This window comes from Achromobacter sp. SIMBA_011 (assembly GCF_046535435.1).
In the GTDB taxonomy this organism is placed as follows: Bacteria; Pseudomonadota; Gammaproteobacteria; order Burkholderiales; family Burkholderiaceae_B; genus Achromobacter; species Achromobacter dolens.
On record NZ_JAWRWN010000294.1, the window covers coordinates 1 to 284 of the forward strand.

The 284-nt window shown below is 66.2% G+C and carries 1 protein-coding gene; it reads left to right on the forward strand.

What is annotated here, in order from left to right; translation table 11 throughout:
* A partial coding sequence (locus SB816_RS31015) for an aminotransferase class I/II-fold pyridoxal phosphate-dependent enzyme (RefSeq protein ID WP_410548119.1) occupies window positions 1-284 on the forward strand: 284 nt, incomplete at both ends.

Below are 284 nucleotides of genomic sequence, written 5' to 3' on the forward strand. Positions count from 1 at the left end.
CCGGTGATGTTCCGGCTGCTGCAGCTCGCGCATCGGCACGACTTCACGTTCGTCGAGGACGACGTCTACGCGGACTTCGAAGCGGCGCCGTCGCAGCGGCTCGCGACGCTCGATCAGTTCGAACGGGTGATCTATCTGAGCGGGTTTTCGAAGGCTTTGTCGTCGTCGCTGCGGATCGGCTACCTGGCCGCGCGGCCCGAGCTGATCAAGCCGCTCGTCGAGCTGAAGGCGCTCACGAGCATGGGTGGCGCGCGGCTCGCGGAAAGCATCGTCGCGTCGCTGCT